The organism is Streptomyces sp. NPDC091416 (assembly GCF_044756845.1).
Taxonomy (GTDB): Bacteria; Actinomycetota; Actinomycetes; order Streptomycetales; family Streptomycetaceae; genus Streptomyces.
Genome location: NZ_JBIVTU010000011.1, coordinates 216,945 through 243,209 on the forward strand (window position 1 = coordinate 216,945; position 26,265 = coordinate 243,209).

Consider the following 26,265-nt stretch of genomic DNA (forward strand, 5'->3'; position numbering starts at 1 on the left):
CGTTCCCCTGCCGGAGCGTCGTAACCGCACCGTATGCGGCTCCGGCCGCAGAGTAGGCCCGAGCGCGGGTACGGCACGGGCGGTTCATGGCGACGTAACACGACGGTCCTCTTAGTCACTGCGGCGAAACATCGTGTGGCATCGGCGGAAACGGCGCTGGGCGAATCTCATGCCCATAACCGGCCCGCACCTTTTCCCCAGTGGTCCCGCACGTGGATACGTCCCCACCGCCCCCGCACGCGGCCGCACCGACGACGAGGAGACGCCGATGCCCCCAGGCATCACGACGCTTGCAGCAGACGCCCCGACGCTGTCTGCCGCCAACACCGGGTTCATGCTCATCTGCTCGGCCCTGGTGATGCTCATGACCCCGGCCCTGGCCTTCTTCTACGGAGGCATGGTCCGCGTCAAGAGCACCCTCAACATGCTGATGATGAGCTTCATCAGCCTCGGGATCGTCACGATCCTGTGGGTGCTCTACGGATTCAGCCTCGCCTTCGGTACCGACACCGGCTCGATCATCGGATGGAGCCAGGACTTCGTCGGCCTCAGCGGGATCGGCGTCACGGAGCTGTGGGACGGCTACACCATCCCGGTGTACGTCTTCGCCGTCTTCCAGCTGATGTTCGCCGTGCTCACCCCGGCCCTGATCAGCGGCGCGCTCGCCGACCGGGTCAAGTTCACCTCCTGGGCGCTCTTCATCACCCTCTGGGTCACCGTCGTCTACTTCCCGGTCGCGCACTGGGTCTGGGGCGCCGGCGGCTGGCTCTTCGAGCTCGGCGTCATCGACTTCGCCGGTGGTACCGCCGTCCACATCAACGCGGGTGCCGCGGCCCTCGGCGTGATCCTCGTCATCGGCAAGCGCGTCGGCTTCAAGAAGGACCCGATGCGGCCGCACAGCCTGCCGCTCGTCATGCTCGGCGCCGGTCTCCTCTGGTTCGGCTGGTTCGGCTTCAACGCCGGCTCGTGGCTCGGCAACGACGACGGCGTCGGCGCGGTCATGTTCGTCAACACGCAGGTCGCCACCGCCGCCGCGATGCTCGCCTGGCTCGGCTACGAGAAGCTCCGCCACGGCTCCTTCACCACGCTCGGTGCCGCATCCGGCGCCGTCGCCGGACTCGTCGCCATCACCCCCGCGGGCGGCGCGGTCAGCCCGCTCGGCGCCATCGCGGTCGGCGCCATCGCCGGCGTGCTGTGCGCCATGGCGGTCGGTCTCAAGTACAAGTTCGGCTACGACGACTCCCTGGACGTCGTCGGCGTCCACCTCGTCGGCGGTATCGCCGGATCGCTGCTCGTCGGCTTCTTCGCCACCGGCGGGGTCCAGTCCGATGCCAAGGGCCTCTTCTACGGCGGCGGACTCGACCAGCTCGGCAAGCAGGCCGTCGGTGTCTTCGCGGTCCTCGCGTACTCTCTGGTCGTCTCCGCGATCCTCGCCCTCCTGGTTGACAAGACGATCGGGATGCGGGTCGAGGAGGACGACGAGATCTCCGGTATCGACCAGGTCGAACACGCCGAGACGGCGTACGACTTCAGCGGTGCGGGCGGCGGTTCGTCCTCGCGCTCCACACCTCCCGCGCCCGGCACCACGGCAGCCCCGACGAACAAGAAGGTGGACGCATGAAGCTCATCACCGCAGTCGTGAAGCCCCACCGGCTCGATGAGATCAAGGAGGCCCTCCAGGCCTTCGGCGTCCAGGGCCTCACGGTCACGGAGGCCAGCGGCTACGGGCGTCAGCGCGGCCACACCGAGGTCTACCGGGGCGCCGAGTACACCGTCGACCTCGTCCCGAAGATCCGCATCGAGGTCCTCGTCGAGGACGAGGACTCCGAACAGCTCATCGACGTCGTCGTGAAGGCCGCCCGGACGGGCAAGATCGGTGACGGCAAGGTCTGGAGCGTCCCGGTCGAGACCGCGATCCGGGTCCGCACCGGCGAACGCGGCCCGGACGCACTCTGACCGACTGTCCCGCACACGGAAAGGCAGCTGGGTGACGAGCACCGAAGTGACCACCGAATCCGAGGAATCGGGACCCAGCGGCTACGCGGCGGCCCGGCTGCGCCTTCTCCAGGAGAAGGCGCAGTCCGGGCCGCCGCGCCGTGCGGCCCTCGCCACGCTCACCGACGCGTGGCTGACCGGCCTCTTCAACGCCGCGGCCGAGCACGCGGGTGTCCGGGGCGCCGCCCTCGTCGCAGTCGGCGGCTACGGCCGCGGCGAACTCTCGCCGCGCAGCGACCTCGACCTCCTGCTCCTGCACGACGGCAGCGCCGACGCCGCAGCGGTCGCCGCCCTCGCCGACCGCGTCTGGTACCCCGTCTGGGACCTGGGCCTCGCCCTCGACCACTCCGTACGCACCCCCGCCGAAGCCCGCAGAACGGCCGGCGAGGACCTCAAGGTCCAGCTCGGACTGCTTGACGCCCGGCCCGTCGCCGGAGACCTCGGCCTCGTCGCCTCGCTGCGCACCGCGATCCTCGCCGACTGGCGCAACCAGGCCCCCAAGCGCCTGCCCGCACTCGACGAGCTCTGCCGCGAACGGGCGGAGCGCCAGGGCGAGCTCCAGTTCCTCCTGGAACCCGACCTCAAGGAGGCCCGGGGCGGACTGCGCGACGCCACCGCCCTGCGTGCCGTCGCCGCCTCCTGGGTCGCCGACGCCCCCCGCGAGGGCCTCGCCGAGGCCCGCCGCGTCCTCCTCGACACCCGCGACGCACTCCACCTCACCACCGGCCGCGCCACCGACCGCCTCGCACTCCAGGAACAGGACCAGGTCGCCGCCGCGCTCGGCCTCCTGGACGCCGACGCCCTGCTGCGCCAGGTCTACGAAGCCGCCCGCACCGTCTCGTACGCCACCGACGTCACCTGGCGCGAGGTCAACCGGGTGCTGCGCGCCCGCTCGGCCCGGCCGAGGCTGCGCGCGATGCTGGGCGGCGGCCGCGCCCCGGCCGCCGACCGGACCCCGCTCGCCGACGGCGTCGTCGAGGCCGAGGGCGAGGTCGTCCTGGCCCGCACCGCCCGGCCCGAACGCGACCCGGTCCTCGTCCTGCGGGCCGCCGCGGCGGCCGCGCAGTCCGAACTCCCGCTCTCCCGTCACGTCGTACGCCACCTCGCCACCGCCGCCAAACCGCTGCCGGTGCCGTGGCCGGCCGAGGCCCGGGAGGAACTCGTCACCCTCCTCGGCGCGGGCGAGGCCACCGTCCCCGTCTGGGAGGCGCTGGAGGCCGAAGGGCTCATCACCCGGCTCCTGCCCGACTGGGAACGGGTCCACTGCCGTCCCCAGCGCAACCCCGTCCACACCTGGACCGTGGACCGCCACCTCGTCGAGGCGGCCGTCCGCGCCTCCTCCCTCACCCGCCGCGTCGGCCGCCCCGACCTCCTGCTCGTCGCAGCCCTGCTCCACGACATCGGCAAGGGCTGGCCCGGCGACCACTCTGTCGCCGGCGAGGTCATCGCCCGCGACATGGCCGCCCGGATCGGCTTCGACCAGCACGACGTGGGCGTCATCGCCACCCTCGTACGCCACCATCTGCTGCTCGTCGAGACCGCCACCCGACGCGACCTCGACGACCCGGCCACCGTCCGCTCCGTCGCCACCGCCGTCGGCAGCGCAGCCACCCTGGAGCTCCTGCACGCGCTCACCGAGGCCGACGCGCTCGCCACCGGGCCCGCCGCCTGGTCCACCTGGCGCGCCTCCCTCGTCGCCGACCTCGTCAAGCGCGTCGCGGCCGTCCTCGCCGGCGAGGCGCCCGAGGAACCCGCACCCGAGGCGCCCGGTGCCGAGCAGGAGCGCCTGGCCATCGAGGCCCTGCGCACCGGCGAACCCGTCCTCGCCCTGCACACCCAGACCGAGGCCTCGCAGGAGGACGGCGGGCCCGAACCCGTCGGCGTCGAACTCCTCATCGCCCTTCCCGACCGGCCCGGCGTCCTGCCCGCCGCCGCCGGGGTCCTCGCCCTGCACCGCCTCACCGTCCGCGCCGCCGACCTGAGGGCCGTCGAGCTCCCCACGGAACTGGGCGAGAGGGCGGACCTGCTGCTGCTCAGCTGGCGGGTCGCGGCCGAGTACGGCTCCCTGCCCCAGGCCGCCCGGCTGCGCGCCGACCTCGTCCGCGCCCTGGACGGCTCGCTGGACATCAGCGCCCGTCTGGCCGAGCGGGAGGCGGCCTACCCCCGGCGCCGCGGAGTGAAGGCCCCGCCGCCGAGGGTGACGGTCGCGGCGGCCGGCTCGCAGCTGGCCACGGTGATCGAGGTACGCGCCCAGGACGCCCCCGGACTGCTGCACCGGATCGGCCGGGCGCTGGAGCAGAGCGCGGTACGGGTGCGCAGCGCGCATGTGTCGACGCTGGGGGCGAACGCGGTGGACGCCTTCTACGTCACGGACCCGGAGGGCGAGCCGCTGCCTGCCGAGCGGGCCGCGGAACTGGCCCGGGAGGTCGAGAAGGCGCTCGGCTGAGCCTCGTCACCCCGCTCGTCCGTCACGAGAACCGGGCGAGGGCTTTGCGTTCTCCGGCGTCCGGATACCCTGGGGGACGATTACCCGACCCCGCCCCCGACCCTGAGGACCGACGAGCGCCGTGTTCGATACTCTCTCCGACCGCCTTGCCGCGACTTTCAAGAACCTCAGGGGCAAGGGCCGCTTGTCCGAGGCGGACATCGACGCCACGGCTCGCGAGATCCGTATCGCCCTGCTCGAAGCGGATGTCGCGCTGCCCGTCGTCCGGGCCTTCATCGCCAATGTGAAGGAGCGGGCGCGCGGCGTCGAGGTCTCCCAGGCGCTGAATCCCGCCCAGCAGGTCGTCAAGATCGTCAACGAGGAGCTCGTCTCCATCCTCGGCGGCGAGACGCGTCGGCTGCGGTTCGCCAAGACCGCGCCCACCGTGATCATGCTGGCCGGCCTCCAGGGTGCCGGCAAGACGACCCTCGCCGGAAAGCTCGGCGTCTGGCTCAAGGGCCAGGGCCACTCCCCGCTGCTCGTCGCGTGTGACCTCCAGCGCCCCAATGCCGTGAACCAGCTGAGCGTCGTCGCCGACCGCGCCGGCGTCGCCGTGTACGCGCCGCAGCCGGGCAACGGCGTGGGCGACCCGGTCCAGGTCGCCAAGGACTCGATCGAGTACGCCCGGACCAAGCAGTACGACGTGGTCGTCGTCGACACCGCCGGCCGCCTCGGTATCGACCAGGAGCTGATGCAGCAGGCCGCGGACATCCGCGACGCCGTCAGCCCCGACGAGATCCTCTTCGTCGTCGACGCGATGATCGGCCAGGACGCGGTCAACACCGCCGAGGCCTTCCGCGACGGCGTCGGCTTCGACGGTGTCGTCCTCTCCAAGCTCGACGGTGACGCCCGCGGTGGTGCGGCCCTGTCGATCGCCCACGTCACGGGCAAGCAGATCATGTTCGCGTCGAACGGTGAGAAGCTCGAGGACTTCGACGCCTTCCACCCCGACCGCATGGCCTCCCGCATCCTCGACATGGGTGACCTGCTCACCCTGATCGAGCAGGCGGAGAAGACCTTCAGCCAGGAAGAGGCCGCTCAAATGGCCTCGAAGCTGGCGTCCAGCAAGGGCGGGAAGGACTTCACGCTCGACGACTTCCTGGCCCAGATGGAGCAGGTCCGGAAGATGGGCTCCATCTCCAAGCTGCTCGGGATGCTGCCCGGCATGGGGCAGATCAAGGACCAGATCAACAACATCGACGAGCGCGACGTCGACCGCACCGCCGCGATCATCAAGTCGATGACCCCGAAGGAACGCGCCGAGCCGACGATCATCAACGGCTCGCGGCGGGCCCGTATCGCCAAGGGTTCCGGTGTCGACGTCAGCGCCGTGAAGAACCTGGTCGAGCGGTTCTTCGAGGCCCGCAAGATGATGTCGAAGATGGCGCAGGGCGGCGGCATGCCGGGGATGCCCGGGATGCCGGGCATGGGCGGTGGTCCCGGCCGGCAGAAGAAGCAGGTCAAGCAGGCCAAGGGCAAGCGCAAGAGCGGTAACCCGATGAAGCGCAAGGCCGAGGAAGCGGCCGAGGCGGCCCGCCGCGAGCAGGCGGCGCAGGGCGGGGCGTTCGGTCTGCCGGCCGGTCAGGAAGACAAGAACTTCGAGCTGCCGGACGAGTTCAAGAAGTTCATGGGCTGAGCAGCCCGCCGGGTCGCGATCCGGCTGTCCCACGTTCCCGAGGGGGCGCCCGTCTCACGGCGGGCGCCCCCTCGGGCGTGCGTGCGGGGTGGCGCGGGTCCTCTCGGGCGTGAACGCGGGTCGTGTGGTCCCTCCATGGGCCCAGCGGTCCATCGCTCCGAGGGCTTTGCCTGCATTTCTCCCTTAATGTCGGCTCCATGGCTGTCGGCAGAGGAGACCGCGTGACCAATCCCGTACCTCCCCGTGACCGCACCGACCAGCCCTGGCGTTCCGAGGGTGCGCCGAAGCCCCCGCCCCCCGGCCGGAAGATGCCGGGAGGCTGGGGCGGTCTTCTGCTGACCGCGCTGGCCGTCTATCTGATCGCCAATCTGGTGCTCTCCTTCTTCAACGGCGACGACGAGCCGACGATCGCGTACACGGAGTTCAGCAAGCAGGTCACCTCGGGCAACGTCTCCAAGATCTACTCCAAGGGCGATGCCATCCAGGGGCAGCTGAAGAAGAAGGCGAAGGTCCCGGGCAGCGACGACACGTACACCAAGTTCGTCACCCAGCGGCCCGCCTTCGCCGATGACAACCTCTGGGCCGAGCTCGTCAAGGACGACGTCACGGTCACCGCGGAGCCGGTCGTCAAGGAACGCAGCTTCCTCGCCAACCTGCTGATCTCGCTCGCGCCGATGCTGCTGCTCGTCCTGCTGTGGGTGTTCATCGCCCGGCGGATGTCGCGCGGCGGGATGGGCGGCGGCATGGGCGGCTTCGGCCGCAAGGCCCCGCCGAAGCCGGTGGAGCTGGAGGGGAACCGGCGTACGACGTTCAAGGACGTGGCGGGGATCGACGAGGTCGCGGGTGAGCTCAACGACGTCGTCGACTTTCTGAAGAATCCGGACGCCTACCGGAAGATGGGGGCCCGGATGCCCGGAGGAGTACTGCTCGCGGGCCCTCCCGGCACCGGGAAGACGCTGCTGGCGAGGGCGGTCGCGGGGGAGGCGGGGGTGCCGTTCTTCTCCGCCTCGGCCTCCGAGTTCATCGAAATGATCGTCGGGGTCGGCGCCGGCCGGGTCCGGGAGCTGTTCGCCGAGGCGCGCAAGGTCGCCCCCGCCATCGTGTTCATCGACGAGATCGACACCATCGGACGGGTCCGCGGCGGCGGATCGGGCATGGGCGGGCACGACGAACGCGAGCAGACGCTCAACCAGATCCTCACGGAGATGGACGGCTTCTCCGGGTCGGAGGGCGTCGTGGTGCTCGCGGCGACCAACCGCGCCGACGTGCTCGACCCGGCGCTCACCAGGCCCGGCCGCTTCGACCGGATCGTCCACGTCAGCCCGCCGGACAAGAACGGCCGGGAGGCGATCCTGGAGATCCACACCCGGCAGATCCCGATGGCCCCGGACGTGGACCTGGCCCAGGTGGCCCGTACGACTCCGGGAATGACCGGCGCGGACCTCGCCAACCTCGCCAACGAGGCCGCGCTCCTCGCCGTCAAGCGCGGGCGGCCGGAGGTCGGCGGCGCCGACTTCTCGGACGCGCTGGAGAAGGTCCAGCTCGGGGCGGAGCGCGCACTCGTCATGTCGGACGAGGAGCGCCGCCGGACGGCCTACCACGAGAGCGGGCACGCGCTGCTGGGCATGCTCCAGCCGGGCGCGGACCCGGTCCGCAAGGTGACCATCGTGCCGCGCGGCCGGGCGCTGGGCGTCACGCTCTCGACGCCGGACGCCGACAAGTACGCGTACACCGAGGAGTATCTGCGCGGCCGGATCATCGGTGCGCTCGGCGGTATGGCGGCCGAGCAGGTGGTGTTCGGGGTCATCACCACGGGCGCGGAGAGCGATCTGGAGCAGGTCACCCAGCTCGCCCGGGGCATGGTGGGCCGGTGGGGCATGAGCCACAAGGTGGGCCGGCTGACGGCGGTCCCGGCCGACGCCCAGCAGGCGTACGGCCTGTCGGCGGCGCCCGCGACACTGGACGCGGTGGACGGTGAGATGCGCCGCATCGTCGACGAGTGCTACGAGACGGCCTGCCGGATGCTGCGGGAGAACCGGGACCGGCTGGACGCGCTGTCCGCGGCGCTGCTGGCGAACGAGACGCTCGACGAAGCGGACGCCTACCGGGCGGCCGGGATCACCCGGCCGGTGAAGTAGCGGGTGAAGGCGCGGGCCCGCACGCGGGCCGGCGCCGTGGACGTCCTACGTGGTGCAGACGAGGTAGCGGAACACGTTCGGCATCCACACCGTGCCGTCCCGGCGCAGATGCGGTTGCAGGGCCTCCGCGACCTCCTTCTCCACCTGGGACCGGTCCGTCGCCCGTACCGCGGCGTCGAAGAGCCGCGTCGACAGCAGGCCCCGTACCGCGCTGTCCACGTCCGCGTAGCCGAACGGGCACGCCACCCGCCCCGAGCCGTCCGGCTTCAGACCGGAGCGGAACGCCACGTTCTCCAGGTCGTCCCGCCGCGCCCCGCGCCCGCCCGTGCCGCGCGCCGTGCCGGGGCCCTCCGCGAGCCGCGTGGCCACCCGCAGCACGGCATCGGTGGTGCACCGCTCGGGCGGCCCCCAGCCGGTCAGGACGACCGTGCTGCGCCGGCCGGCGAGGGGCACCGCGGCGCCGAGCGTCCTCACCAGCTCCTCCCCGTCGTCGGGGGAGCAGCCGATCGGGGTGAAGGCGGTGATCAGGTTGTACGGCTCACGGCCGGGCACCGGGGCCGGAACGGACTCCAGGAGCTGGGGCTCGGCGGATCCGGGCCCGCTTGCCTCCTCCGGTCCGGGCAGCAGCCGGATCCGGGCGAGCGACAGGCGTTCCAGGTCGGGGTCGACACCCGTGACGTGGGCACCGCGGCCGGCCGCGATCAGCAGCGCGAGGCCGGATCCGCAGCCGAGCGAGAGCATGCGTGTGGCGGGTCCGGCTTCGAGCCGTGTGTACACCGCCTCGTAGAGCGGTGCGAGCATCCGCTCCTGGATCTCGGCCCAGTCGCGGGCACGGGAACCGGTGTCCATGGACGCGGACGGCTCCGCCTGCGTGTGGTGCCGGACGAGCGTTGGTGTCATGGAATGCGCCCCAATCCGCCGAGATGCCGGTCGTACCGGTCGGCCGTACCGATCGGTCGAGCCTGAATGGACGATCTCCCCGTGGTCGTACGTCCGCGCTTCCCCCGTATGCCAGAGAACTGCGCATCCGCCGCCGCGTCCAGGGGTCTACGGGCAATGGTTGCCCGCAGTGGCGGCACGGGATGCGCCCGGAGCCGGGGCGCCCGTGGACAGGGGTGCCCGGCGTTTCCGCTTTCGCGTGCTGCGGTCCAGTCTCACCCGGCGCGCGGGGGCGGGCACGTCGAGCGCTCCGGGCCGGGCCCGGCGGCGCCCCGGAGCTGCTCGGGGGAGGGGTGCGGCGCGGGCGGCGGGCCGCGGGTAGTGTCGGGGTCGGGGCCCGGCGCCCCCGCCATCGGCGGGCGGGCGTACGCACCGTCTACGCGCCGGGGCGTACCCGGCGCTACGTACCACCTTGGTGTGAGCTGTGCGTCTTCTCCGCAGATCAGCGCACCCGCCCTCGTCAGGACGCATGAACGGCAACTGACTGGTACGTGCAAAATATTTGGGATGGCCCGGAATCGGAACACCGAGGGCCCCGCGCTCGTTGGTCACGACGTGAGCACGACACCACCTGTACTTGCCGCAGAGCTGGCACAGGCGTGGGCCGACATTCAGCGGTACCACCCCGAGCTGCCCGATCTTGCCGCGCCCGAGTCCCTGATCGGAGAGTCCTCGTCCGCCTGTGGCGCCGAGCTCTCCTTCGAGCGACTGCTCCATGAGGCAGTCCACGGCATTGCCGCCGCCCGAGGTGTCCGTGACACCTCGCGCGCCGGCCGATACCACAACCGTCGATTCCTCGCGATCGCCGAGGAGCTGGGCCTCGATCACGCCGAGGAACCCCACCCCAGCAGTGGCTTTTCGCTGGTCACGCTCAATCCCGAAGCCAAGCGCCGGTACCGGCCGACGACGGAGCGGCTGCAGCGCGCCCTCAAGGCGCACACCGTGGCCACCGCCGCCGATACCAAGCGCTCCTTCCGCGGGCCCGCGGCCCGGCACGGCTCCTCCGGAGGAGGCGTGCGGGTCAAGGCCGTCTGTGACTGCGGCCGCAACGTGCGCGTCGTCCCGTCGGTCCTCGCGCAGGCCCCGATCGTCTGCGGCGGCTGCGGAAAGCCGTTCCGGATCCCGGAGGCAGTGGTCGCGGTGGGGTGAGGCGGCGTGGTGTGGCACAATGGCTAGCTGTACTCGACAGTCGCATAGGACCCCTCTCTCCTCCGGCTGACGCGTCCATCGGGCACTCCGAGTACCGCAACCCCACGTGGCATCTAGTTGTGCCCAACCACGTCATAGACCAGGAGACACCACTTCCGTGGCAGTCAAGATCAAGCTGAAGCGTCTGGGCAAGATCCGTTCGCCTCACTACCGCATCGTCGTCGCCGACTCCCGTACCCGCCGTGACGGCCGGGCCATCGAGGAGATCGGCCTGTACCACCCGGTACAGAACCCCTCGCGCATCGAGGTCAACGCAGAGCGTGCGCAGTACTGGCTGTCCGTCGGCGCCCAGCCGACCGAGCCGGTTCTCGCCATCCTGAAGCTCACCGGTGACTGGCAGGCGCACAAGGGCCTCCCGGCCCCCGCGCCGCTGCTGCAGCCGGAGCCCAAGGCTGACAAGCGCGCTCTGTTCGAGGCCCTCACCAAGGACGCCGGCGAGGAGTCCAAGGGCGAGGCCATCACGCAGAAGGCGAAGAAGGCCGACAAGAAGGCGGACGAGGCTGCTGACGCCGCCGCGCCCGCCGAGTCGACCGAGGCCTGAGCATGCTCGAGGAGGCTCTCGAGCACCTCGTGAAAGGCATCGTCGACAACCCCGACGACGTGCAGGTCGCCTCGCGCACCCTGCGTCGTGGTCGTGTGCTCGAGGTTCGGGTCCATCCCGATGACCTCGGAAAGGTGATCGGCCGCAACGGCCGCACCGCACGCGCGCTGCGAACCGTCGTGGGCGCCATCGGCGGCCGTGGTATCCGCGTCGACCTCGTCGATGTGGACCAGGTTCGCTGACAGAGTTGAACACCGGCACGGGCCGGGGAGGGCCATGCGCCCACCCCGGCCCGTCGTCGTACGACAGGAGAGACACAAGGTGCAGTTGGTAGTCGCGCGGATCGGTCGCGCCCACGGCATCAAGGGCGAGGTCACCGTCGAGGTGCGCACGGACGAGCCGGAGCTCCGGCTCGGACCCGGCGCCGTGCTGGCCACCGAGCCGGCCTCCACGGGGCCGCTGACGATCGAGACCGGCCGGGTGCACAGCGGCAGGCTGCTGCTGCGTTTCGAGGGAGTACGGGACCGTACGGCCGCCGAGGCGCTGCGCAACACGCTGCTGATCGCCGAGGTCGACCCGGCGGAGCTCCCGGAGGACCCCGAGGAGTTCTACGACCATCAGCTGATGGACCTCGACGTCGTCCTCGCCGACGGCACCGAGATCGGCCGGATCACCGAGATCACGCACCTGCCGTCCCAGGACCTCTTCATCGTGGAGCGTCCCGACGGCACCGAGGTCATGATCCCGTTCGTCGAGGAGATCGTCGTCGAGATCGACCTGGAGGAGCAGCGCGCGGTGATCACGCCGCCGCCCGGGCTGATCGACGAGAGCGAGGCGATCGTGGTGTCGACGCGCGACGAGGAAGCGGACTCCGCCGAGGACGGCTCCTCGCGGACCGGTTCCGCCGAAGCCGGGAAAGACGCCTGATGCGCCTCGACGTCGTCACGATCTTCCCCGAGTACCTGGAACCGCTGAACGTCTCGCTCGTCGGCAAGGCCCGCGCCCGCGGGCGCCTCGACGTACAGGTGCACGATCTGCGGGAGTGGACGTACGACCGCCACAACACGGTCGACGACACCCCCTACGGCGGCGGCCCCGGCATGGTCATGAAGACCGAGCCGTGGGGTGACGCCCTGGACGAGGCCCTGGCGGACGGGTACGAGTCCGGGGCGCACTCCCCGGTGCTCGTGGTCCCCACCCCGAGCGGCCGGCCGTTCACCCAGGAGCTCGCCGTCGAGTTGTCCGAGCGGCCCTGGCTGATCTTCACCCCGGCCCGCTACGAGGGCATCGACCGGCGGGTGACGGAGGAGTACGCCACCCGGATGCCGGTCGTCGAGGTGTCCATCGGCGACTACGTGCTGGCCGGCGGCGAGGCCGCCGTGCTGGTCATCACGGAGGCGGTGGCCCGGCTGCTGCCCGGTGTCCTCGGCAACGCCGAGTCGCACCGGGACGACTCCTTCGCGCCGGGCGCGATGGCCAATCTGCTGGAGGGCCCCGTCTACACCAAGCCGCCCGAGTGGCGGGGCCGGGGGATCCCGGACGTGCTGCTCAGCGGCCACCACGGGCGGATCGCGCGCTGGCGCCGGGACGAGGCCTTCCGCCGTACCGCACTCAACCGGCCCGATCTGATCGAGCGTTGCGAGGCGAGCGCCTTCGACAAGAAGGACCGCGAGATGCTCTCCATCCTCGGCTGGTCACCCGAGCCCGGCGGCCGATTTTGGCGCAGGCCCCAGGCCGTGGAAGAATAAGCCGCTGCTGTACGTCCGCGTGCGCCCCTGCCACAGGGGGAACGACGCCCGTCCGACGCGATCAGCAATCCGAACTCATCACACTCTCCCGTCGATGACCTGTGGCATCGGCGAAGAAAGCAGACACCATGGCTTCCCTGCTCGATGACGTCAACGCCGCTTCGCTGCGTACCGACGTCCCGGCGTTCCGCCCCGGCGACACCGTCAACGTCCACGTCCGCGTGATCGAGGGCAACCGCTCCCGTATCCAGCAGTTCAAGGGCATTGTCATCCGCCGCCAGGGCGCGGGCATCAGCGAGACCTTCACGGTCCGCAAGGTCTCCTTCCAGGTCGGCGTCGAGCGCACCTTCCCGGTGCACAGCCCGATCTTCGAGAAGATCGAGCTGATCACCCGCGGTGACGTGCGTCGCGCCAAGCTGTACTTCCTCCGTGAGCTGCGCGGCAAGGCCGCGAAGATCAAGGAGAAGCGCGACCGCTGAGCTGACTGACTGGTCCACAGGACGGCCGGATAAGCTCTGGCCCCGATGGACACGGAAGCAGAGCACCTGGAGCGCGACCGCTCCTCCGCACCCACTACGGGGACGGAGGAGGGGTCGCGCTTCTCGCGTGTCACGAGCCGTTTCGCCGCCACGGTGTCGTGGCGGCGCACCCTTGCGCTCGGTGCCGTCTGTTCGGCCGGCGTGCTGCTCTTCAGCACCTTCGTGGTGCAGCCCTTCCTGATTCCCAGTGGCTCGATGGAGTCCACTCTGCAGATCGGGGACCGGGTGCTCGTCAACAAATTGGCGTACCGTTTCGGCTCCGTACCCCAGCGCGGCGACGTGGTGGTCTTCGACGGCACCGGATCCTTCGTCCAGGAGTCGCCGCCGGAGAACCCCGTGACCGGGCTGCTGCACGGCGCGGCGGCTTCCCTGGGGCTCGTGGAGCCCGCCGAGACCGACTTCGTGAAACGGGTGGTGGGCGTGGGGGGCGACCGGGTGGTCTGCTGCGACAAGCGCGGGCGGGTCGAGGTGAACGGCCGGCCGGTGAACGAGGACTACCTGTTCGCGGGGGACGCGCCGTCCCGGGCGCCCTTCGACATCGTCGTGCCCGACGGCACGCTCTGGATGATGGGCGACCACCGGAGCAACTCCCGTGACTCCCGCGACCACCTGGGCGAACCGGGCGGTGGCATGGTGCCCGTCGGCAAGGTGATCGGCCGGGCCGACTGGTTCGGCTGGCCGCTGGGCCGTCTCGGGACCGTTCCGGACACCGCGGCGTTCGACGGCGTACCCGCCCCCGGTTCGGCGCATGGGTAACCGCGGGCGGAGGCAAGGCGCCGCGGATCCGGAGATTCCGCTGCCCACCGGCACCCGGCCGACAGCCGCGCGCTCGCTGCCCACCCGCGCGGAGCGGCGCAAGCTCGCCCGCAAGGTGAAGCGGAAGCGGCGCAGGTCGGCGGTGAAGGAGATACCCCTGCTCATCACCGTGGCCCTGCTGATCGCCCTGGTCCTCAAGACCTTTCTGGTGCAGGCCTTCGTGATCCCGTCGGGGTCGATGGAACAGACCATCCGGATCGGTGACCGCGTCCTCGTGGACAAGCTGACGCCCTGGTTCGGGTCGAAGCCGGAGCGCGGTGACGTCGTCGTGTTCAAGAACCCCTCCGACTGGCCGCCGCCGAACCCGGTGGAGGCTCCCAAGGAGTCTCCCGTCGTCATCAAGCAGGTGAAGGAGGTGCTGACCTTCATCGGGCTGCTGCCCTCCGACGACGAGCAGGATCTGATCAAGCGGGTGGTCGCCGTGGGCGGCGACACGGTGAAGTGCTGCGAGCAGGACGGCAGGCTCATCGTGAACGGGATGGCGATCGACGAGCCCTACATCTATCCCGGCGATTCGCCCTCCACGATCAAATTCGAGGTAAAGGTTCCGGCCGGGAGAATCTTCGTGATGGGGGACCATCGCTCCAATTCCGCCGACTCACGGTTCCACCTGGACAAGACGGGTGACGGCACGGTTTCCGAGGACGCCGTGGTGGGCCGCGCCGTGGTGATCGCCTGGCCCTTCGGCCACTGGCGCGAACTGGAGGAGCGGTCCGCCTTCTCCTCGGTCCCGGACGCAGGCGCCGCGGCGGCTGCCCCCCGGCCGTCGAAGCGTGTGTCCCGGGAACTGCACGGATCGTCCCGTCTGCCCGCCCCCGCGGAGCTCCCGCTCCTCGCGGGAGTGGTGGGCCTGCACCGGCTGGGGCGCAGGCGCAGGCACCGAGGAGCCGGGTAGTTCGCCGAAGGCGGAGCGGGCGGTGCGAGAGCAAGGGCGCGGCGCGGCGGAGGTGCCGGGGGAATGACCCGGTCGAATAGTGTGTACTTTCGCGATCGCTACGGGATGGTCCCGCTCCCGATTCCTGGGGAACCCCCGCTCGTTAGGGGAGTGGTGGGCCTGTGCCGGCAAGGCGCAGGCGGTGGCACGGAATAAGGAGTGGATGTGGGGGATTTGGCGGTCGGCGCACGATCCGGACACGACGAACCCGAGGATCGGCCGGAGAACCCGGCGAACGGCGGGACGGCGGCGGACTCGACGGAGAGTGACAGCGGCTCCCAGGGCAGCGGCAGCACGGCGCAGAAGAAGCCCCGCTCCTTCTGGAAGGAGCTGCCCCTGCTCATCGGCATCGCGCTCGTTCTCGCCCTGTTGATCAAGACGTTCCTGGTGCAGGCGTTCTCGATCCCGTCGGACTCGATGCAGAACACGCTTCAGCGGGGCGACCGGGTGCTGGTCGACAAGCTGACGCCGTGGTTCGGCTCGGAGCCCGAGCGGGGCGAAGTGGTCGTCTTCCACGACCCGGGCGGCTGGCTGACGGACACCGAGACACCCGAGACGAACGTGGTGCAGAAGTTCCTCAGCTTCATCGGCCTGATGCCTTCGGCCGAGGAGAAGGACCTGATCAAGCGGACCATTGCGGTCGGCGGTGACACGGTGGAGTGCAAGAAGGGCGGTCCGGTCAAGGTCAACGGCAAGGCGCTCGACGAGCCGTACATCTTCCCGGGCGGGACCCCGTGCGACGACATGCCGTTCGGCCCGTTCAAGGTCCCCGACGGCAAGATCTGGGTGATGGGCGACCACCGGCAGGACTCCGCCGACTCGCGCTACCACATGAACGACGCGAACAAGGGCTTCGTGCCGGTGGACGACGTAGTAGGCCGGGCTGTGGTCATCGCATGGCCGGTCAACCGCTGGGCGGTCCTGTCGGTTCCGAAGACCTTCGACCAGCCGGGGCTGAACGCCGCCCTGGGAGTGGCACCCGGAGCACTGGGTGTAGCGGGTGCACTGCCCCTCGTGTTCTGGCGTCGGCGGAGGCTGACCAGCGGGCCTACCGCCGGGTAGGGTGCCGACTCGGATCAGCGATTGTCGATCTCCGATGGGGGACGCTGCGATGAGTGCAATACGACGTACGGGAGACGGCCGCGGCCGGCTCGGCAGCAGGCTGTCGGGGCTGGCCGTGGCCGTCGGCTGTGTGCTGTTCCTCGGCGGCTTCGCCTGGGCGGCCGTGGTGTACCGGCCGTACACGGTGCCGACCGGGTCGATGACCCCGACGGTGAACGCCGGCGACCGGGTCCTCGCGCAGCGGGTGGACGGCGGCGAGGTGCGCCGGGGCGATGTCGTGGTGTTCACCGACAAGGCCTGGGGCGACATGCCGATGGTGAAGCGGGTCGTCGGGACCGGCGGCGACAGGATCGTCTGCTGTGACAAGGGCCGGCTCACGGTCAACGGCAAACGCGTCGAGGAACCGTATCTCCAGGCGGACAACTCTGTCTCGATGACCGCGTTCACGGCCGCGGTGCCGGAGGGGAGCCTCTTCCTCCTGGGCGATGACCGCCAGGTCTCGCAGGATTCCCGGGTCCACCTGGAGGAGGCCGGACAGGGCTCGGTGCCGCGCAGCGCCGTACAGGCCAGGGTGGACGCCGTGGCCTGGCCGCTGGACGGCATGATCGGCCGGCCGCAGTCCTTTGCCGCACTGCCCGGCGGCATCTCGTCGGAGGGGCCGCTGAAGCTCCAGCTGGGGGCCGCGGCGGCGGGGGTGCTGCTCATTCTGGGCGGTGCGGTGTACGGGCCTGTCGCGGCGCGCTCCGCCCGGTCGAAGGCGAAGCGGAACAAATAGGGACTGGAGGCCGCAGATGCCCGCTGAGCTTCGCAAGGTCGCCCGCCTGGTGCTCCTTGATCCGGAGGACCGCATTCTGCTGATGCACGGGTTCGAACCGGAGGACCCGGAGAGTACGTGGTGGTTCACCCCGGGCGGCGGCCTCGAAGGGGACGAGACCCGCGAGCAGGCCGCCCTGCGCGAGCTGGCCGAGGAAACGGGGATCACGGACGTCGAGCTGGGCCCCGTGCTCTGGCAGCGCATGTGCTCCTTCCCGTTCGACGGCCGGCGCTGGGAGCAGGACGAGTGGTATTTCCTGGCGCGCACGACGCAGACCGCGACGGACACCAGCGGGCAGACCGGGCTGGAACGCCGCAGTGTCGCGGGTCTGAGGTGGTGGACCTCCGCCGAACTGTCGGCGGCGCGTGAGACGGTGTACCCGACCAGACTCGCCGGGCTGCTGCGCACGCTGCTCGACGAGGGTCCTCCGCGTACGCCGCTGGTTCTCGCCCCCGAAATCGCCTGAGCGACCGGGGACGCCGGACCCCTGGCGCACAATGGGGGGACGCACGGCTGAAGGGGAACATGCCAATGAGCGCCGAGGACCTCGAGAAGTACGAGACCGAGATGGAGCTGAAGCTCTACCGGGAGTACCGCGATGTCGTCGGTCTGTTCAAATATGTGATCGAGACCGAACGGCGCTTCTACCTCACCAACGACTACGAGATGCAGGTGCACTCGGTCCAGGGCGAGGTGTTCTTCGAGGTGTCCATGGCGGACGCCTGGGTCTGGGACATGTACCGGCCCGCACGTTTCGTCAAGCAGGTACGGGTCCTGACGTTCAAGGACGTCAACATCGAGGAGCTCAACAAGAGCGATCTCGAGCTTCCGGGTGGCTGAGTTCTCCACAACGGCCGAGTTGTCCACCAAGATCCACTAGTTGGGGGCGGACGCGTCAGAGTCGGTGCCGGAGGTGGTGCCGATATGAACGCACGGGGGGCACTCGGGCGGTACGGCGAGGACGTGGCAGCACGGCTGCTGGCCGATGCCGGCATGTCCGTACTGGAACGGAACTGGCGCTGTCGCGCCGGTGAGATCGACATCGTCGCCAAGGACGGTGACGCGCTCGTCATCTGTGAGGTGAAGACGCGCCGGGCGGGGGCCTTCGAGCACCCGATGGCCGCGGTCACCCCGGTCAAGGCGGAACGCCTGCGGCGGCTGGCCGGGCTCTGGCTGGCCCGGCACGGCGGCCCGCCGCCGGGCGGGGTGCGGATCGACCTGGTCGGTGTGGTGCTGCCCAGGCGCGGTGCGCCCCTGGCCGAGCACGCGCGGGGGGTGGCGTGATGGCGTTCGCGCGAGCCTGCTCGGTCGCCCTGGTCGGTGTCGAGGGCGTGGTGGTGGAGGTCCAGGCGGACCTGGAGGCCGGGGTCGCCGCGTTCACCCTGGTGGGACTGCCGGACAAGAGCCTGGTGGAGAGCCGGGACCGGGTCAGGGCAGCCGTGGTCAATTCCGGGGCGGAGTGGCCGCAGAAGAAGCTCACGGTGGGACTGTCGCCGGCCTCGGTGCCCAAGGGAGGTTCGGGGTTCGACCTCGCCGTCGCGTGCGCGGTGCTCGGTGCCGCCGAGCGGATCGCCCCCGCGTCGATCGCCGACGTGGTGATGATCGGGGAACTCGGGCTGGACGGCAGGGTGCGGCCGGTACGCGGGGTGCTGCCCGCCGTCCTGGCCGCGGCGGAGGCCGGGTACCGGCAGGTGGTCGTGCCCGAGCAGACCGCCGGCGAGGCGGCCTTGGTCCCCGGGGTGTCCGTGCTCGGGGTCCGCAGCCTGCGGCAGCTGATCGCCGTGCTCTGCGACGAGCCGGTGCCCGAGGAGACGGCGGCCCACGACGAGGGCCGCCCCGACACGATGCTGGCCGGGCTGATGGTGCCGGGCGCCGGTATGGGCACGGGGATCGCCCGTGGCTCGGCGCAGGGCGAGGGCGGCCGGCCGGATCTGGCGGACGTCGCGGGCCAGGAGCGGCCGCGCATGGCCCTGGAGGTCGCCGCGGCGGGCGGACACCACCTCCTGCTGTCGGGACCACCGGGAGCGGGCAAGACCATGCTGGCCGAGCGGCTGCCCGCCATCCTGCCGCCGCTGAGCAGGCAGGAATCCCTTGAGGTGACCGCGGTGCATTCGGTGGCCGGTATCCTGCCGCCGGGCGAACCGCTGGTCTCCCGCCCGCCCTACTGCGCCCCGCACCACTCGGCGACCATGCAGTCGCTGGTCGGCGGCGGCAACGGGCTGCCGCGGCCCGGCGCGGTCTCGCTGGCGCATCGCGGAATCCTCTTTCTGGACGAGGCGCCGGAGTTCTCGGTGAAGGCGCTGGACGCGCTGCGCCAGCCGCTGGAGTCGGGCCATGTGGTGGTGGCCCGCAGCGCGGGTGTGGTCCGGCTGCCGGCCCGGTTCCTGATGATGCTCGCCGCGAACCCCTGCCCGTGCGGGCGGCACACGTTGAGCGGGGCCGGGTGCGAATGTCCGCCATCGGCGGTCCGCCGGTACCAGGCCAGGCTCTCCGGACCGTTGCTCGACCGGGTGGACCTGCGGGTGACCGTCGACCCCGTCAGACGCGAGGACCTGATGGGGCGCGGCGGCCGGGGCGAGTCGACCGAGGCGGTCGCAGCCCGGGTGCTCAGAGCCCGGGCGCGGTCCGCGGAGCGGCTGGCCGGCACTCCGTGGACCACGAACAGTGAGGTGCCGGGGCATGAGCTGCGTACCAGGCTGGCCGCGGCACCGGGGGCGCTGATGGCGGCCGAGCGGGACATGGAGCGGGGCATGCTCACGGCGCGCGGCCTCGACCGGGTGCTGCGGGTGGCGTGGACCGTCGCGGATCTGCGCGGAGCCGGCCGCCCGGAAGCCTCGGACATCGGGGTGGCCCTGGAGCTGCGCACCGGGATCCCGCGCGGGGCCCCGATGGGGGCGGGGGCGTCATGACCGGGCAGGGGGCAGGGAGCTGCCCGGACGCCGCCGGGGGAGCGGACGGGCCGCGCGGACGGCTGGCCGATGACCGGCGGATGCCCGGCCGCACGGGCCCCCGCGGCGGGGTGGGCGACGGGGAACGGCTGGCCCGGGCGGCGCTGACCCGGGTCCTGGAGCCGGGGGATGTGCGCGGCGGGCGCTGGCTGCGGGAATGTGGTGGTGCGGAGCTGATGCGCCGGATCACCACCCCGGACGGCTCGGCCGAGCAGTTGAGCGGGATGACGGCGAGAAGGCTGGCCGGTTACCGGCTGCGGGCCCGGACCGTCGAGCCCGAGCGGGACCTGGCGGCGGCTGCCGATGCCGGCGGACGCTTCGTCTGCCCCGGTGACCGGGAGTGGCCGAGCCAGCTGGACGACCTGGGGGACGCCCGGCCGACGGGCCTGTGGGTGCGCGGGAAGCCCGATCTGCGGCTCTGGGCGCTGCGCTCGGTCGCCGTGGTCGGGGCCCGGGCCTGCACACCGTACGGAGCCCACATGGCGACGTCGCTCGGCGCGGGTCTCGCGGAGCGGGGATGGGTGGTCGTCTCGGGCGCGGCCTTCGGCGTCGACGGGGCGGCTCACCGGGGCGCCCTGGCAGCCGGCGGCGCGACCATGGCGGTTTTGGCCTGCGGGGTGGACGTCGCCTACCCCCGCGGCCATGCCGAACTGATCGGACGCATCGTCGAACAAGGGCTCGTACTCGGTGAACTGCCACCCGCCGATCACCCCACCCGCACCAGATTCATCCTTCGGAACCGGGTGATCGCCGCGTTGACGCGGGGCACCGTCGTCGTCGAGGCCGAGTACCGCAGCGGATCACTGGTCACGGCCCGATGCGCGCAACGGCTCGGCCGTCACACCATGGGAGTGCCGGGTCCCGCCACCAGCGGCCTGTCGGCAGGTGTCCATGAACTCCTGCGTGGCGAGGGCGTCCTGGTGACGGATGCCGCGGAAGTCGCGGAAATGGTCGGTGACATCGGGGATCTGGCTCCGCCGAGACACGGTCCGATGCTGCCGCGCGACTACCTGGATCCCGTCTGCGGAAGGGTGCTTGACGCGCTGCCGGCCCACGGTTCCGTCAACGGGCGGGAGGTGGCGCGAGCGGCGGCGACGAGCGAGGACGAGGCACTCGGCAAGCTGTACGAACTGCACTCACTGGGGTTCGTCGAACGCGAAGGCGACGGATGGAGATTGACGAAGCGGCCGACATGCAATGACGACGCGCGGCGAGGCGGTTCTTGACCTGGGGCATTCGGGTGAAAAGGTGAGGCCGATGACCTCGGTGGATCCTTCGGCGGCGCCTCCGTGGCCGGCGCGTGACGCGACGGCCACGGACGCCCGTCATGTCCTCGCCCAGGTGCGCAGTCGTGTCCGCCGCCGCGCCCTGCTTCATGTCCGTTCGCCGGGAAGCCCACAGCACCGATCCCTTATCCTGCGCGGACCGCGACACTTCAGTCACGCTACGCTCACAAGGATTCCGGCCCAGACGACAAGTCCCCCAGCACTTCACGGCAGAACGGCTCAAGGCACCACATGCCCCAGCACACCTCCGGGTCTGACCGCGCGGCAGTACCACCGGCTGCGCGTGGCACTGTGCGCCCGCCCGCGCCCTCCTCGCTCGACGAGTTGTGGCGCTCGTACAAGACCACGGGCGACGGGCGGCTGCGAGAGCAGCTGATCCTGCACTACTCGCCCCTGGTGAAGTACGTCGCCGGCCGGGTGAGCGTGGGCCTGCCGTCCAACGTCGAGCAGGCGGACTTCGTCTCGTCGGGCGTCTTCGGGCTGATCGACGCGATCGAGAAGTTCGACATCGAGCGCGCGATCAAGTTCGAGACGTACGCGATCACCCGCATCCGGGGCGCCATGATCGACGAACTGCGGGCGCTGGACTGGATTCCGCGGTCCGTACGCCAGAAGGCGCGGGCGGTGGAGCGCGCGTACGCCACGCTGGAGGCACAGCTGAGACGCACGCCCTCGGAGGCGGAGGTCGCCGCCGAGATGGGCATCGCGCTGGAAGAACTGCACGCGGTTTTCAGCCAGTTGTCGCTCGCCAACGTCGTCGCGCTGGAGGAGCTGCTCCATGTGGGCGGCGAGGGCGGTGACCGGCTGAGCCTGATGGACACACTGGAGGACACCGCCGCCGACAATCCGGTGGAAGTGGCGGAGGACCGCGAGCTCAGACGGCTTCTGGCCCGCGCGATCAACACCCTCCCCGACCGTGAGAAGACGGTCGTGACGCTCTACTACTACGAGGGCCTCACCCTCGCCGAGATCGGCAACGTCCTCGGGGTCACCGAGAGCCGGGTCAGCCAGATCCACACCAAGTCGGTGCTGCAACTGCGTGCGAAGCTGGCCGACGCCGGACGCTGAGACGGCCCGGACGGACCCCGGACGCCGCTCCGGACGGACCCGACGCACGTGAACAGGCTCCGGGCAGACCCCGTGCTTGCCCTGGACGCGCTGAGACGGCCCGGACGGACCCGGACGCTGCTCCGGACGCACCCCGGACGCCGCTCCGTGCGGACCTCCGACGGAGGCGAACAGCCTCCGGGCGGACCCCGTGCGGGCCCTGGCCCAGGCGAACAAGCTCCGGGTAGACCCCGGACGGACCTCCGACGGAGGCGAACAGCTCCATGTAGACCCCGTGCGGGCCCCGGCCGAGGCGAACAGGCTTCGAGTCCGACCCTGTACGGGCCCCCGGCAGACGTGAACGGGCCCGGGCTGCCCCCGCAGGGACGCTTCGGCCAACGATCGGGGCCGGCCGCCCCCTCTCCGGCACCGGCCGCCGTAGAGTGGTCGTGTGCCCAGGATTCGAGCGGCCTCCGTGGCCGAGCACCGGACCATGCAGCGCGGCGCCCTCCTGGACGCAGCGCGCTCCCTGCTGTCCGAGGGCGGCACGGAGGCGTTGACCTTCCCCGCCCTTGCCGAACGCACTGGCCTCGCACGGTCCTCCGTCTACGAGTACTTCCGTTCCCGCGCCGCCGTGGTCGAGGAGCTCTGCGCCGTCGACTTCCCCGTGTGGGCGGCGGAGGTCGAGCGTGCGATGGAGCGGGCGGGGACGCCCGAGGAGAAGATCGAGGCGTACGTCCGGCGTCAGCTCGACCTCGTCGGGGACCGTCGCCACCGGGCCGTCGTAGCGATCTCCGCGAGTGAACTGGACGCGGGTGCGCGCGAGAAGATCCGGGCGGCGCACGGTGGTCTGATCACCATGATCGTGGAGGCGCTCGGCGATCTCGGACATGATCAGCCCCGGCTGGCGGCCATGCTGCTCCAGGGTTCCGTCGACGCGGCGGTCCGGCGCATCGAGCTGAGCGTGGCGGAGGAGCCCGCCGTGATCGCGGACACCGCCGTCGCGATGGTCCTGAACGGCGTCCGCGGTATCCGCGACGACCAGAGCTGACCCCCGCGCCACGAGACCAGGCCAGGGCGCGTCCCTGGCGAGGCCTACGGGGGAGCGGGTGCGGGCACGCCCCACACCGGCAGCAGCCGCGAGGGCCCGCGCCGCAGCAGGGACGGCGGCAGCAGCGACAACGGATCCAGATACGCCTTCGCGCGCCGCAGGCCCCAGTGCAGACAGCCGGACGCGCAGTGGGACGCCCCGGCCGACAGGACCGCCACCACCTGGCCCGCCACGACCTCGTCACCCTTCGCGACCACCGGGCGCACCGGCTCGTAGGTGGTCCGCAGCGGCGGATCGCCCGTCCCGGCGAGTTCGATCACCACCACTCCGCGCCCCGCCACGCCGCCCGCGAAGGACACCCGGCCCGCCGCGGCCGCGAGCACCCGCGCGCCCGGTCCGGCGCCGAGGTCGACCCCACGGTGCCCGCGCCCGTACTCGGTGGCCGGCGGCTCCCACCCCCGTACGACCGGGGGCCTCCCCTCCAGAGGCCAGCTCCGCCCGGCTCCCGGCTCCACCGGGACGGCCGCCCGGCCGTCCGCCGTACCGGGAGCAACCACCTGACCCACGGCCCCAGCCGGGCCCGGCGGCGGCCGCTGCGCAGCCCGGGCGTACAGCTCGCCGCTCCCCATCGCGAGCAGCCCCAGGAGCAGCACCCCCGAGACAGCCGCCACGGCCCGGCAGACCCGCAAGCCGCAGACCCGCGAGCTGCAGACCCGTAACCCGCAGGCCCGCCGCCCGTGAGCGCCGGGCCGCCACCCGCGAGCGCCGGCGCGCCACCCGCTCCCGGTGTCCGGCGCACCGTGGCGCGCGGCAGTGCGGTGGCCGGACCGGATCCGCTGGTGCCCACGTACCGATGTGAATCGCATGCCGCCCACCGTCCCCCGCCCCGGGGATCCGCGGGGATCATGAAGCGGATCTGTGGACTACCGGCCGGTTGTGGACAGCGCCGTCACCCGGCACCCGGCCGGTCCCGTACACTTCTTCTGGCGATCCGGGTCACCGGGTCGACTTCGCACGCCCCGCCACCTCCTTCTCTGCGGAGGTGGCCGCGCTCCTCGGTCCTTCGTGGCACGGCGCGTCGGGGCGTCAGGCGCGACAGCAAACCTGCGGTCGCGATAACCGAGCACCTCAAGGAGTACGGCCATGGCCGTCGTCACGATGCGGGAGCTGCTGGAAAGCGGCGTCCACTTCGGTCACCAGACCCGTCGTTGGAACCCGAAGATGAAGCGCTTCATCTTCACGGAGCGCAACGGCATCTACATCATCGACCTGCTCCAGTCGCTGTCGTACATCGACCGCGCCTACGAGTTCGTCAAGGAGACCGTCGCCCACGGCGGCTCCATCATGTTCGTGGGTACGAAGAAGCAGGCCCAGGAGGCCATCGCCGAGCAGGCGACGCGCGTCGGCATGCCGTACGTCAACCAGCGTTGGCTCGGTGGCATGCTCACCAACTTCTCCACCGTCTACAAGCGCCTTCAGCGTCTGAAGGAGCTCGAGCTCATCGACTTCGAGGACGTGGCCGCCTCCGGCCTCACCAAGAAGGAGCTCCTGGTTCTCTCCCGCGAGAAGGCCAAGCTGGAGAAGACCCTCGGTGGTATCCGCGAGATGCAGAAGGTGCCGAGCGCCGTCTGGATCGTCGACACCAAGAAGGAGCACATCGCCGTCGGTGAGGCGCGCAAGCTCCACATCCCGGTCGTCGCGATCCTCGACACCAACTGTGACCCCGACGAGGTCGACTACAAGATCCCGGGCAACGACGACGCGATCCGCTCCGTCACCCTGCTCACCCGCGTGATCGCCGACGCCGTCGCCGAGGGCCTCATCGCCCGTTCCGGCGCCGCGACCGGCGACTCGAAGCCGGGCGAGAAGGCCGCCGGCGAGCCGCTCGCCGAGTGGGAGCGCGACCTGCTCGAGGGCGACAAGAAGGCTGACGCCGAGGTCCAGACCTCCGCCGAGACCGAGAAGGTCGCGGACGCGGAGGCCGCCGAGGCCCCCGCCGCCGAGGCTGCTGCCGAGGCCCCCGCTGCCGAGGCTCCGGCCGCGGACGCCGAGCAGGCCTGACATCCGTCACGGCTGAAGACGGCGGGGGCCGGTGCCACAGGCACCGCCCCCGCCGTTCACCCGTAGATCTTTCAGACTTCGAGAGAGAAATACAGACTCATGGCGAACTACACCGCCGCTGACGTCAAGAAGCTCCGTGAGCTCACCGGCGCCGGCATGATGGACTGCAAGAAGGCGCTCGACGAGGCCGACGGCAACGTCGACGGAGCCGTCGAAGCCCTCCGTATCAAGGGCCAGAAGGGCGTCGCCAAGCGCGAAGGCCGTTCTGCCGAGAACGGCGCGGTCGTCTCCCTCGTCTCCGAGGACAAGACGTCCGGCGTGCTGGTCGAGCTGAAGTGCGAGACGGACTTCGTCGCCAAGGGTGACAAGTTCCAGGCTGTCGCCAACGCGCTCGCCGCCCATGTCGCCGCGACCTCCCCGGCCGACATCGAGGCGCTGCTCGCGTCCGAGATCGAGCCCGGCAAGACCGTCCAGGCGTACGTGGACGAGGCCAACGCCAACCTCGGCGAGAAGATCGTCCTGGACCGCTTCGCGCAGTTCCAGGGTGCCTTCGTCTCCGTGTACATGCACCGCACGATGCCCGACCTGCCGCCGCAGATCGGTGTCATGGTCGAGCTGGACAAGGCCGACGCCGAGCTGGCCAAGGGCATCGCCCAGCACATCGCCGCCTTCGCGCCGAAGTACCTGTCCCGCGAGGACGTCCCGGCCGAGGTCGTCGAGGCCGAGCGCCGCGTCGCCGAGGAGACCACGCGCGCCGAGGGCAAGCCCGAGGCCGCGCTCCCGAAGATCGTCGAGGGTCGCGTCAACGGCTTCTTCAAGGAGGCCACCCTCCTCGGCCAGCCGTACGCGCTGGACAACAAGAAGTCCGTCCAGAAGGTCCTGGACGAGGCCGGTGTCACCCTGAAGCGCTTCGCGCGCATCAAGGTCGGCATCTGAGTCCGTCCGCGAAAAACGGTGGACCCCGATAGGGTCTGGTGCAGTCGACGGCCGCACTCCGCCGTACGACCGCAGATCTG

The 26,265-nt window shown here is 71.1% G+C and carries 26 protein-coding genes and 1 pseudogene; 25 read left to right on the forward strand and 2 right to left on the reverse strand.

Features of this window, described 5'->3' with window-relative positions; all coding sequences use genetic code 11:
* Positions 1-268: 268 nt before the first annotated feature.
* The 5 genes from ACIQMX_RS29735 to ftsH all read left to right on the forward strand — a co-directional run bounded on the left by ACIQMX_RS29735 (position 269) and on the right by ftsH (position 8,254).
* Positions 269-1,621, forward strand: coding sequence for an ammonium transporter (locus ACIQMX_RS29735; protein ID WP_363071925.1), 1,353 nt, complete (start codon positions 269-271; stop codon positions 1,619-1,621).
* Positions 1,618-1,956: a P-II family nitrogen regulator gene (locus ACIQMX_RS29740; RefSeq protein WP_136330688.1), complete on the forward strand. Its 339-nt coding sequence runs from the start codon at positions 1,618-1,620 to the stop codon at positions 1,954-1,956. Before ACIQMX_RS29735 ends, ACIQMX_RS29740 begins: the two co-directional genes overlap by 4 nt.
* A gap of 31 nt (positions 1,957-1,987) precedes the next feature.
* A complete protein-coding gene (locus tag ACIQMX_RS29745; protein WP_363071923.1) occupies positions 1,988-4,441 on the forward strand; it encodes a [protein-PII] uridylyltransferase in 2,454 nt (817 codons plus the stop codon).
* Between the two features lie 121 nt (positions 4,442-4,562).
* The gene (ffh, locus tag ACIQMX_RS29750; protein ID WP_363071921.1) at positions 4,563-6,116 is read left to right on the forward strand and encodes a signal recognition particle protein; all 1,554 of its coding nucleotides are present in this window, start codon (positions 4,563-4,565) and stop codon (positions 6,114-6,116) included.
* Between the two features lie 221 nt (positions 6,117-6,337).
* The gene (gene ftsH / locus ACIQMX_RS29755) at positions 6,338-8,254 is read left to right on the forward strand and encodes an ATP-dependent zinc metalloprotease FtsH (protein WP_363071919.1); all 1,917 of its coding nucleotides are present in this window, start codon (positions 6,338-6,340) and stop codon (positions 8,252-8,254) included.
* Positions 8,255-8,299: 45 nt separating this feature from the next.
* On the opposite strand, the gene ACIQMX_RS29760 is transcribed toward ftsH, so the two are convergent.
* Positions 8,300-9,154 (reverse strand): class I SAM-dependent methyltransferase, encoded by an 855-nt coding sequence (locus ACIQMX_RS29760; RefSeq protein ID WP_402482661.1) that lies wholly within the window; start codon positions 9,152-9,154, stop codon positions 8,300-8,302.
* 594 nt (positions 9,155-9,748) lie between these two features.
* Between ACIQMX_RS29760 and ACIQMX_RS29765 the strand changes: the two genes are divergently transcribed.
* The 18 genes and pseudogenes from ACIQMX_RS29765 (at position 9,749) to ACIQMX_RS29850 (ending at position 23,188) form a co-directional block, all read left to right on the forward strand.
* Complete coding sequence (locus ACIQMX_RS29765; RefSeq protein WP_148021155.1) at positions 9,749-10,342, forward strand: hypothetical protein; 594 nt, start codon at positions 9,749-9,751, stop codon at positions 10,340-10,342.
* Between the two features lie 157 nt (positions 10,343-10,499).
* On the forward strand, positions 10,500-10,943 hold the full coding sequence (rpsP, locus tag ACIQMX_RS29770) for a 30S ribosomal protein S16 (RefSeq protein WP_148021156.1): 444 nt from the start codon (positions 10,500-10,502) through the stop codon (positions 10,941-10,943).
* Positions 10,944-10,945: 2 nt separating this feature from the next.
* Entirely contained in the window at positions 10,946-11,185 is a 240-nt protein-coding gene (locus ACIQMX_RS29775) for an RNA-binding protein (protein WP_003980229.1), read from the forward strand.
* 79 nt (positions 11,186-11,264) lie between these two features.
* Positions 11,265-11,870, forward strand: coding sequence for a ribosome maturation factor RimM (gene rimM / locus ACIQMX_RS29780; protein WP_363071915.1), 606 nt, complete (start codon positions 11,265-11,267; stop codon positions 11,868-11,870).
* A complete protein-coding gene (trmD, locus tag ACIQMX_RS29785) occupies positions 11,870-12,691 on the forward strand; it encodes a tRNA (guanosine(37)-N1)-methyltransferase TrmD (protein ID WP_148021158.1) in 822 nt (273 codons plus the stop codon). Before rimM ends, trmD begins: the two co-directional genes overlap by 1 nt.
* Before the next feature lie 128 nt (positions 12,692-12,819).
* A complete protein-coding gene (gene rplS, locus ACIQMX_RS29790) occupies positions 12,820-13,170 on the forward strand; it encodes a 50S ribosomal protein L19 (protein WP_136329605.1) in 351 nt (116 codons plus the stop codon).
* A 45-nt stretch (positions 13,171-13,215) separates the two neighbouring features.
* Positions 13,216-13,986 carry a signal peptidase I gene (gene lepB, locus ACIQMX_RS29795; RefSeq protein ID WP_363071913.1) on the forward strand — a complete coding sequence of 257 codons (771 nt, stop codon included), beginning with the start codon at positions 13,216-13,218 and terminating at the stop codon, positions 13,984-13,986.
* Positions 13,979-14,941 (forward strand): signal peptidase I, encoded by a 963-nt coding sequence (gene lepB, locus ACIQMX_RS29800; protein ID WP_363071911.1) that lies wholly within the window; start codon positions 13,979-13,981, stop codon positions 14,939-14,941. Before lepB (ACIQMX_RS29795) ends, lepB (ACIQMX_RS29800) begins: the two co-directional genes overlap by 8 nt.
* Before the next feature lie 18 nt (positions 14,942-14,959).
* Positions 14,960-15,249: pseudogene (locus ACIQMX_RS29805) on the forward strand (signal peptidase I); the annotation flags it as partial.
* Positions 15,155-16,042, forward strand: a complete 888-nt coding sequence (gene lepB / locus ACIQMX_RS29810; RefSeq protein ID WP_363071951.1) for a signal peptidase I — start codon at positions 15,155-15,157, stop codon at positions 16,040-16,042. The pseudogene ACIQMX_RS29805 and the gene lepB (ACIQMX_RS29810), both read left to right, overlap by 95 nt.
* A 49-nt stretch (positions 16,043-16,091) precedes the next feature.
* Positions 16,092-16,817, forward strand: coding sequence for a signal peptidase I (lepB, locus tag ACIQMX_RS29815; protein ID WP_402482668.1), 726 nt, complete (start codon positions 16,092-16,094; stop codon positions 16,815-16,817).
* Positions 16,818-16,833: 16 nt separating this feature from the next.
* A complete protein-coding gene (locus ACIQMX_RS29820) occupies positions 16,834-17,322 on the forward strand; it encodes an NUDIX hydrolase (protein WP_402482671.1) in 489 nt (162 codons plus the stop codon).
* Positions 17,323-17,387: 65 nt separating this feature from the next.
* Entirely contained in the window at positions 17,388-17,696 is a 309-nt protein-coding gene (locus ACIQMX_RS29825) for a DUF2469 domain-containing protein (protein WP_003965949.1), read from the forward strand.
* A gap of 84 nt (positions 17,697-17,780) precedes the next feature.
* Positions 17,781-18,140 carry a YraN family protein gene (locus ACIQMX_RS29830; protein ID WP_363071905.1) on the forward strand — a complete coding sequence of 120 codons (360 nt, stop codon included), beginning with the start codon at positions 17,781-17,783 and terminating at the stop codon, positions 18,138-18,140.
* Entirely contained in the window at positions 18,140-19,765 is a 1,626-nt protein-coding gene (locus tag ACIQMX_RS29835; RefSeq protein ID WP_363071903.1) for a YifB family Mg chelatase-like AAA ATPase, read from the forward strand. Before ACIQMX_RS29830 ends, ACIQMX_RS29835 begins: the two co-directional genes overlap by 1 nt.
* A gap of 80 nt (positions 19,766-19,845) precedes the next feature.
* Positions 19,846-21,030 (forward strand): DNA-processing protein DprA, encoded by a 1,185-nt coding sequence (gene dprA, locus ACIQMX_RS29840; RefSeq protein WP_363071949.1) that lies wholly within the window; start codon positions 19,846-19,848, stop codon positions 21,028-21,030.
* Positions 21,031-21,321: 291 nt separating this feature from the next.
* Positions 21,322-22,158, forward strand: a complete 837-nt coding sequence (gene whiG, locus ACIQMX_RS29845; RefSeq protein ID WP_328950709.1) for an RNA polymerase sigma factor WhiG — start codon at positions 21,322-21,324, stop codon at positions 22,156-22,158.
* A 454-nt stretch (positions 22,159-22,612) separates the two neighbouring features.
* Positions 22,613-23,188, forward strand: a complete 576-nt coding sequence (locus ACIQMX_RS29850) for a helix-turn-helix domain-containing protein (protein WP_363071947.1) — start codon at positions 22,613-22,615, stop codon at positions 23,186-23,188.
* A gap of 44 nt (positions 23,189-23,232) precedes the next feature.
* On the opposite strand, the gene ACIQMX_RS29855 is transcribed toward ACIQMX_RS29850, so the two are convergent.
* The gene (locus ACIQMX_RS29855; protein ID WP_402482675.1) at positions 23,233-23,859 is read right to left on the reverse strand and encodes a peptidoglycan DD-metalloendopeptidase family protein; all 627 of its coding nucleotides are present in this window, start codon (positions 23,857-23,859) and stop codon (positions 23,233-23,235) included.
* A gap of 472 nt (positions 23,860-24,331) precedes the next feature.
* Here ACIQMX_RS29855 and rpsB point away from each other — a divergent pair, with 472 nt between their 5' ends.
* On the forward strand, positions 24,332-25,249 hold the full coding sequence (gene rpsB, locus ACIQMX_RS29860; RefSeq protein WP_093545017.1) for a 30S ribosomal protein S2: 918 nt from the start codon (positions 24,332-24,334) through the stop codon (positions 25,247-25,249).
* Positions 25,250-25,348: 99 nt separating this feature from the next.
* Positions 25,349-26,185: a translation elongation factor Ts gene (tsf, locus tag ACIQMX_RS29865; protein WP_327708609.1), complete on the forward strand. Its 837-nt coding sequence runs from the start codon at positions 25,349-25,351 to the stop codon at positions 26,183-26,185.
* Positions 26,186-26,265 lie beyond the last annotated feature (80 nt).

Bases quoted from the DNA above. Each gene is read 5' to 3' on its own strand.
- ACIQMX_RS29820 (WP_402482671.1), top strand. From the start codon at position 16,834: ATGCCCGCTGAGCTTCGCAAGGTCGCCCGCCTGGTGCTCCTTGATCCG.
- ACIQMX_RS29775 (WP_003980229.1), top strand. From the start codon at position 10,946: ATGCTCGAGGAGGCTCTCGAGCACCTCGTGAAAGGCATCGTCGACAAC.
- lepB (WP_402482668.1), top strand. From the start codon at position 16,092: ATGAGTGCAATACGACGTACGGGAGACGGCCGCGGCCGGCTCGGCAGC.
- ACIQMX_RS29760 (WP_402482661.1), bottom strand. From the start codon at position 9,154: ATGACACCAACGCTCGTCCGGCACCACACGCAGGCGGAGCCGTCCGCG.
- dprA (WP_363071949.1), top strand. From the start codon at position 19,846: ATGCCCGGCCGCACGGGCCCCCGCGGCGGGGTGGGCGACGGGGAACGG.
- whiG (WP_328950709.1), top strand. From the start codon at position 21,322: ATGCCCCAGCACACCTCCGGGTCTGACCGCGCGGCAGTACCACCGGCT.
- rplS (WP_136329605.1), top strand. From the start codon at position 12,820: ATGGCTTCCCTGCTCGATGACGTCAACGCCGCTTCGCTGCGTACCGAC.
- trmD (WP_148021158.1), top strand. From the start codon at position 11,870: ATGCGCCTCGACGTCGTCACGATCTTCCCCGAGTACCTGGAACCGCTG.
- ACIQMX_RS29830 (WP_363071905.1), top strand. From the start codon at position 17,781: ATGAACGCACGGGGGGCACTCGGGCGGTACGGCGAGGACGTGGCAGCA.
- lepB (WP_363071911.1), top strand. From the start codon at position 13,979: ATGGGTAACCGCGGGCGGAGGCAAGGCGCCGCGGATCCGGAGATTCCG.
- ACIQMX_RS29735 (WP_363071925.1), top strand. From the start codon at position 269: ATGCCCCCAGGCATCACGACGCTTGCAGCAGACGCCCCGACGCTGTCT.
- rpsB (WP_093545017.1), top strand. From the start codon at position 24,332: ATGGCCGTCGTCACGATGCGGGAGCTGCTGGAAAGCGGCGTCCACTTC.
- ACIQMX_RS29740 (WP_136330688.1), top strand. From the start codon at position 1,618: ATGAAGCTCATCACCGCAGTCGTGAAGCCCCACCGGCTCGATGAGATC.
- ACIQMX_RS29825 (WP_003965949.1), top strand. From the start codon at position 17,388: ATGAGCGCCGAGGACCTCGAGAAGTACGAGACCGAGATGGAGCTGAAG.
- lepB (WP_363071913.1), top strand. From the start codon at position 13,216: ATGGACACGGAAGCAGAGCACCTGGAGCGCGACCGCTCCTCCGCACCC.
- tsf (WP_327708609.1), top strand. From the start codon at position 25,349: ATGGCGAACTACACCGCCGCTGACGTCAAGAAGCTCCGTGAGCTCACC.
- ACIQMX_RS29835 (WP_363071903.1), top strand. From the start codon at position 18,140: ATGGCGTTCGCGCGAGCCTGCTCGGTCGCCCTGGTCGGTGTCGAGGGC.